10 protein-coding genes are annotated in these 5,514 nt (G+C 68.0%); 8 read left to right on the forward strand and 2 right to left on the reverse strand.

The genetic code is table 11. The features are described from left to right. Positions 1-525: 525 nt before the first annotated feature. Positions 526-810, reverse strand: coding sequence for a hypothetical protein (locus tag GAS53_RS54350; protein WP_151485226.1), 285 nt, complete (start codon positions 808-810; stop codon positions 526-528). 62 nt (positions 811-872) lie between these two features. On the opposite strand from GAS53_RS54350, the gene GAS53_RS54355 reads away from it, so the two are divergent. Together GAS53_RS54355 and GAS53_RS54360 are read left to right on the forward strand one after the other, a co-directional pair. Further along, entirely contained in the window at positions 873-1,097 is a 225-nt protein-coding gene (locus GAS53_RS54355; RefSeq protein ID WP_151485227.1) for a hypothetical protein, read from the forward strand. A 4-nt stretch (positions 1,098-1,101) separates the two neighbouring features. Further along, complete coding sequence (locus tag GAS53_RS54360; protein WP_151485228.1) at positions 1,102-1,422, forward strand: hypothetical protein; 321 nt, start codon at positions 1,102-1,104, stop codon at positions 1,420-1,422. A gap of 31 nt (positions 1,423-1,453) precedes the next feature. Here the strand turns inward: GAS53_RS54360 and GAS53_RS54365 are convergent, their stop codons facing one another. Further along, positions 1,454-1,651, reverse strand: coding sequence for a hypothetical protein (locus GAS53_RS54365; RefSeq protein WP_151485229.1), 198 nt, complete (start codon positions 1,649-1,651; stop codon positions 1,454-1,456). A gap of 633 nt (positions 1,652-2,284) precedes the next feature. Between GAS53_RS54365 and GAS53_RS54370 the strand changes: the two genes are divergently transcribed. From GAS53_RS54370 to GAS53_RS57505, 6 genes are all read left to right on the forward strand, one after another. Further along, the gene (locus GAS53_RS54370) at positions 2,285-2,755 is read left to right on the forward strand and encodes a hypothetical protein (protein ID WP_151485230.1); all 471 of its coding nucleotides are present in this window, start codon (positions 2,285-2,287) and stop codon (positions 2,753-2,755) included. Between the two features lie 304 nt (positions 2,756-3,059). Then, positions 3,060-3,662: a DUF4352 domain-containing protein gene (locus GAS53_RS54375; protein WP_151485231.1), complete on the forward strand. Its 603-nt coding sequence runs from the start codon at positions 3,060-3,062 to the stop codon at positions 3,660-3,662. Positions 3,663-3,718: 56 nt separating this feature from the next. Further along, positions 3,719-3,934 (forward strand): hypothetical protein, encoded by a 216-nt coding sequence (locus GAS53_RS54380; protein ID WP_151485232.1) that lies wholly within the window; start codon positions 3,719-3,721, stop codon positions 3,932-3,934. 151 nt (positions 3,935-4,085) lie between these two features. After that, positions 4,086-4,415 (forward strand): hypothetical protein, encoded by a 330-nt coding sequence (locus GAS53_RS54385; protein WP_151485233.1) that lies wholly within the window; start codon positions 4,086-4,088, stop codon positions 4,413-4,415. Beyond that, positions 4,415-4,897, forward strand: a complete 483-nt coding sequence (locus GAS53_RS54390) for an ATP-binding protein (RefSeq protein ID WP_151485234.1) — start codon at positions 4,415-4,417, stop codon at positions 4,895-4,897. The genes GAS53_RS54385 and GAS53_RS54390 overlap by 1 nt, the downstream gene beginning before the upstream one ends. Before the next feature lie 2 nt (positions 4,898-4,899). After that, entirely contained in the window at positions 4,900-5,295 is a 396-nt protein-coding gene (locus GAS53_RS57505) for a holin (RefSeq protein ID WP_225859724.1), read from the forward strand. Positions 5,296-5,514 lie beyond the last annotated feature (219 nt).

A 5,514-nucleotide genomic window follows, 5' to 3' on the forward strand; every position in this document is an offset into this window, starting at 1 on the left:
CAAGCCGTTCATCTGGACCAAGACAGCCGAAGAGATCCTCGACTCCCTCGCCCGCTTCTACCGACGGATCTCTGGCGCAGGACACTAGTCGGTCACCGTCACCGGCCCAGTAAAGCGGAGCATCAATGACATCGATCTTCCCTCTCCTCATCCTTGGAGCGATGCTCTGCTTCATCCTGGGATTCGTAGGTCTTGTCCTGATGGCCATCCTGGAGCCCATTTGGACCGTGGTGAGGAAACTGTTCGGACGCTGACCTGACGGCGTTCCCGTAGGAACAGGTGAAGCCGCACGTTTCGCAAGAGGATGAGCCCATGGGTCACCGCCCGACGCTGATGCCAGGCCAGGGCATCCAGCGCCAATGACAGCCGAGAGGCGCCCGCCTCGAGTTGGCGGTTCCTCCCGCTGGTGCGGGAGGAACCAAGGGAGATGTCATGTACAGCTAGTCGCAATGTTCCCGGATCGGGGTAAATCGTGCCGGTCGGCGTTCGCCGAGGCCCCGAATGGAGGAGCGCTGACACCAGACGTCACGAGAACGGAACCGGCCCCTCACCCGTGAAGGGCACCAAAAGGCGCCCTTGATCATCGATGCGTGACGGCCCCGTCGAGTGAATCGGCCGCTCTTGGCCGTCGGGGAGGCGAAGCGATGCATCTTCGCCGCGCTGCAAGGCAGCAGCCAGCCGCACCGGCACACCCCGCATGACGCCGCCCCACTCACCGATGGCGGGGGAAAACAGTCCCAGGGCAGCCGCGACCTCGACGTGCTCCCCGCTCACGATGAGCGTCACCAACTGCTCAGGGAAGTCGGCCACACTTCCAGACTCGTCCGGCCTAACCCATTCGTCGAGCTGGCGGCACCCGAGAGGATGAGCCCATGAGTGCGTACCAGGATCTGATGACGGCACTGGCCACACGCCGCCCGGACCAGTCGGCGGCCGAGGATGAGCGGATCGTCCTCGCCGCCCTGGCCAAGCACGCCCGCGAGCTGGCGCAGAAACAGCGCAACTGGGACGCCGAAGCGGAGGGCTACACCGACCCGCAGGTGACCGTCTACGCCGTCGCCGACCTGATCGACCCTGAGGCGGCCACGAGAGGATGAGCTCATGGGCCACCACCCGAGGCTGTCACCGGCCCGTACACCTATACCCGGCCCCCCGCCCGCAGGCCCGGCCGGAGCGTCTTCCAGCAACACTTCGCCGCAGGCCTCGCTTGTCGACGCCTACACGAACTGGGACCTGATCCGCTGCTACCCGTCGTGCCAGCCGATCTGGTGGCCGTGGCGGCTCGACTCGAACGGCTGGCGCTTCAAGCGCTGCGACGGCTGCCGCACCCTGTGGGTGTGGGACGGGCACTGGCGCGAGGCCCTGTCACCGGCCGCGCTAACCCGCCTCGAAGCCGAGGTCCTTGGCACCGTCGGCCCGTAGCGGCGGGGGACTGCCCGGCTTGGTCATCGCCTCAGTCGTCGAACGGGGGACCCTCGTTGCCAACGATCCTCAGTACGCCCGTCTCAAGGTCACCGCCATTCACGGTGAAGGTGCGCTCCTGCCCGCTCTCCGTACGCAAGACCAACTCATCAGCGTCATGGATAGCGAAGGCCTCTTGCTCGCCGTGTGCCTGGATGGCGCCGCCCCAGGCCGGAAGGTCGTCGCGCACCGATTCCGGTCCACTGAAGGAACCAGCATCCACCGATCTGCTCTCGGTCCAGCTCTCCAGGCTGCCCGCACCGCGTACGAGAGCCCGTCGGCCAAGACGACCGCTGACCCGTTAACTACTCATGGGACAACCATGCTCCTGAGTGTCACTGAGAGCGTGGATACACCCCGAGGTCGGAACGGCCGCCCTCTCATCACCACCGCATAGCCGCTTGCAGGTTGGCCGCGGGCGTACTCTGGGCCTCGCACGCAAGGACTCCCACTGAGGGGTGACGCGAAGGGATGGGTAGACCGGTCCCGGCCCGTGGCCGCAGCACCGGCGGGCTCCGCGAGACTGAAGAGCGGTCCCTGTCGCCCCGCCCACCAAGAAGGCCCGGGCGCCGAACCACGGTTGGGCGCCCGGGTCGTTGTGCGGACCGGACTGGCAAAGTGCCAATGTCTTGTTGATCCGCTATGCAGTCGAGTTCACGCCTGCTGGGCCATGCTGCCCGGAATGGATTCGCTGAGTGTGACGTTGGTGGCCGCTGCGGCAGCCGTGGTAGGCGCTGTTGTGGGTGCCGCTGGCGCGATCAGAGCTGCTGCGATTGCAGGGCGAAGCCAGAACCGTACGCAGCACGTTCAATGGCGGCGACAGGTGAGAAGGGACGCCTACGACAGGCTGCTGAAAACGGCCAACAAGTTGAATGCAGAGCTCGGCTGGCAGAGTGACCGGCTCCGGGGCTTGGGGGAACCTGCTCCATCGCTCGTTGACGCCACCATGCTCGTCGCCGAGCTGGTGGACGCGGAGACGACAGTCCTGCTGGAGGGGCCCGCAAACATGGCTGAGGCAGCGAGCGAGCTAAAGGGCAAGTTCACAGACTGGTACGAATTCCTCGTGTTACATCAGGACGATTCGGCAATCATGCGTGGCCCTGCCATGGCCGGCGGCAGGCGTAGCTGGGCCCAGATCTCCATCTGGCAGTTCGCCGAGAAGGCACGCCAGGCCCTCGACGCTGCGGACGGCGCCGTTGATGAGGAGATAAGGGCGACGCGACTCCGGGGAGGGGCGCCGGGCAGGCGCTGGTCTCTCCGGCACCGGCGCCGCACCACGGCTGGGCGCCCCTAACCGACGCACGTGTCACGAGCAGGGACAGACCCGTCACGGGGGAGCGAGCCTGCCCCTGCACGTCGGCGCCGGTGTACCCCCCCTCGGAGTGCAGGCGCCCTCGACCCTCGTCGTGGGTCACCTCCTACAGCGCACCGCAGGCCTGAAGCGTCACAGGGTCCCGACGGTCATTGCGAGATCAACACTCTTGTAGAGAGAGACACTCACCACCGTCACGAATCAGCCACGAACCTCGCACAATGCCTCCACGTACCACCGGTAGCTCACCACACTGACGGGCCATCACCGTCACCCGGGAGACATCGTGCGCACCAGACACGCCGCAGCCATCGCAGCCGCCCTCACGATCGGCCTCACAGCGTGCAGCAGCGACAACGAACCCGCCGCCCAGCCGACGTCGACACCGCCTGCCAGCACCGCGACACCCAGCCCGTCCACCGCCCCATCCAGCCCCAGCGCGTCCGGCCTCCTCGCCGTCGGCGACGCCTGGGAATGGGAGACGACCAACCCCGACAACGGGATGACGGCCAACGGCAAGACCACCGTGCTCAGCTACCGGCAACCCGTCACCGGCATTGAGCCGCCCGGCGAAGGCCTCGGCGTCAGCGACCGGGCGGTATGGAGCCGCATCGAGGTCAAGGTCTGCAACGACAAGGGCGACCCGATCACCGTCTCCCAGTTCCCGTGGTCCCTCGCATACGACGACGGCGCGATCGTCGACGTTACCGGCCTGTCCGGCGGCGGCTTCCCCAAGCCGGAGTTCCCTACCGACGACACGTTCGTCAGAGCCGGCCGGTGCGTCCGCGGCGGCATCATGTTCGCCGTCGAGCCCGACGGTCGCCCCGACCGCATCGTCTACACCCCCGAAGGTCGCGAACCAGTCGAGTGGGCCGTGCCACCGAAGTGAAGGCGCCAGTGCGCAGGCCACCTTTCAGTTCCAAGGTCAGCGGGCACACTTGAGGCGTGAGACCACTCCAGGGACGAGACGGGCGAGAGCTCGTGACGACGCCTCAGGCCGCCTACAGCCTCGGCATGACGACGGACGCGTTCCGTAAATGGGCCCGGCGGCGAGGCGTCACGCCCGCCGGGTGGCGGCCCAACCCCAACCGCGGCCAGGCCCTCGCCCTGTGGGACCTGGCCGACATCGGCGACAAGGTCCGCAAGCAGTGTGCCGCCTGATCTGTCAAGGCCCGTGACCAGCGACTATTGACGTGATCGGGATCCGTCCATCATTCTGTGCCATGGTGCACGTAGTGTCCCCGAAGCCCGGCCGGTGAGCCGGGCTTTCGCATGCCCGCCCTCCGCTGTCCGCCCCCGCTAAGGAGAGGCCATGCCGCGCACGCAGATCCCGGTGACCCAGCTGTCCGACGCGGGCGTGGCCGACCCCGCGGAGACCACGGCCGACGTCGCGAACGGCAACCAGGTCGCGAACACCGGCAAGACCGTGCTGCGCATCCGCAACGCGCACGCCACCCTGCCGCAGAACGTCACCTTCGTCACCCCGATCACCGTAGGCGGCAAGGCCGTCTCCGACACCGTGGTCTCCATCCCCGCCACCGCCACCCGCACCTTCGGCAGCCTCCCCACCTCGCTGTACGGCACCCAGATGCCCATCGACGGCGCCACCACCGACATCAAGTTCATCGTCTTCGAGCCCTGATGCCCACGCGCGCACGCTCCCGCTGCCCCCGCTGCAAGCAGCTGCACGACAGCGGCGGAGCCGAGTGCGATGCGTGCCGCCACCGCAACGTCACCGTCGTCTACGGCCCACCGTGCGCAGGCAAGAACACGTACGTCCGCGAGCACGCCCGCACCGGCGACCTCGTCCTCGACATGGACGCCCTCGCCCAAGCCCTCGGCTCACCCCACGACCACGGCCACCCGCCCGCCCTCATCCCCTTCGCCATCGAAGCCAGGGACGCCGTCGTACGCCGCCTGACCCGCCCTCACCAACTCCGGCACGCCTGGGTCATCACCTCCCGAGCCGACATCCTCGACGCCCTGCCCGGCGCCGAGGTCGTCACCCTCGCCGTGGACCCGGACACCTGCAAGGCCCGCGCCCGCCAAGCCGGACGGCCCGCACCGTGGGACAGCCACATCGACCGCTGGTGGCGCGACCACCTGAAGCACCCCCGGTCCTGACCATGCCCAGCCGAGCACGCTCCCGCTGCCCTCGGTGCAGGCAGATCCGCAAGGCGGACGGCACCTGCTCCTCGCAGTGCGCGCGCCGCCGCAAGGCCGCAGGCGAGCGAGCGCGCGGCAGCTCCACCCAGCAGGGCTACGGGCAGGAGCACCGCGAGCTGTTCCGCAAGCCCGTGCTCGAGCGTGATCCGGTCTGCGTCCTGTGCGGGCGAGCGCCCGCCACCCAGGCCGACCACCACCCCCTGTCCCGCAGGGAGTTGATCGCCCAGGGCCTCGACCCCAACGACCCGGCCTACGGCCGTGGCCTGTGCGCCCCATGCCACTCGGCCGAGACCGCCCGCCACCAGCCCGGCGGGTGGAATAGACGGTCAGGGCAAACTCGTAGGTCAGAGCCATGATCGGGATGGGTGATCGGTGATCAGGCCCCTGACCGGGGGGATAGGGTCGCCGATCTGGAGTGATCATGGACGGAGCGCCGTGGTGATGCGGAGCCCTCGCCGACGAAAGATCCAGTTCTGTACGGGCGGGCCGCTGACCTGACTCTATGAGGGCTGGGGCCCCGTCCTGGTGGCTTCGGAGGACCATCGGTTGTGGATGGTTGGGAACTCGGGGAGGAG

Source organism: Streptomyces albicerus, from assembly GCF_008905045.1.
Classification (GTDB): Bacteria; Actinomycetota; Actinomycetes; order Streptomycetales; family Streptomycetaceae; genus Streptomyces; species Streptomyces albicerus.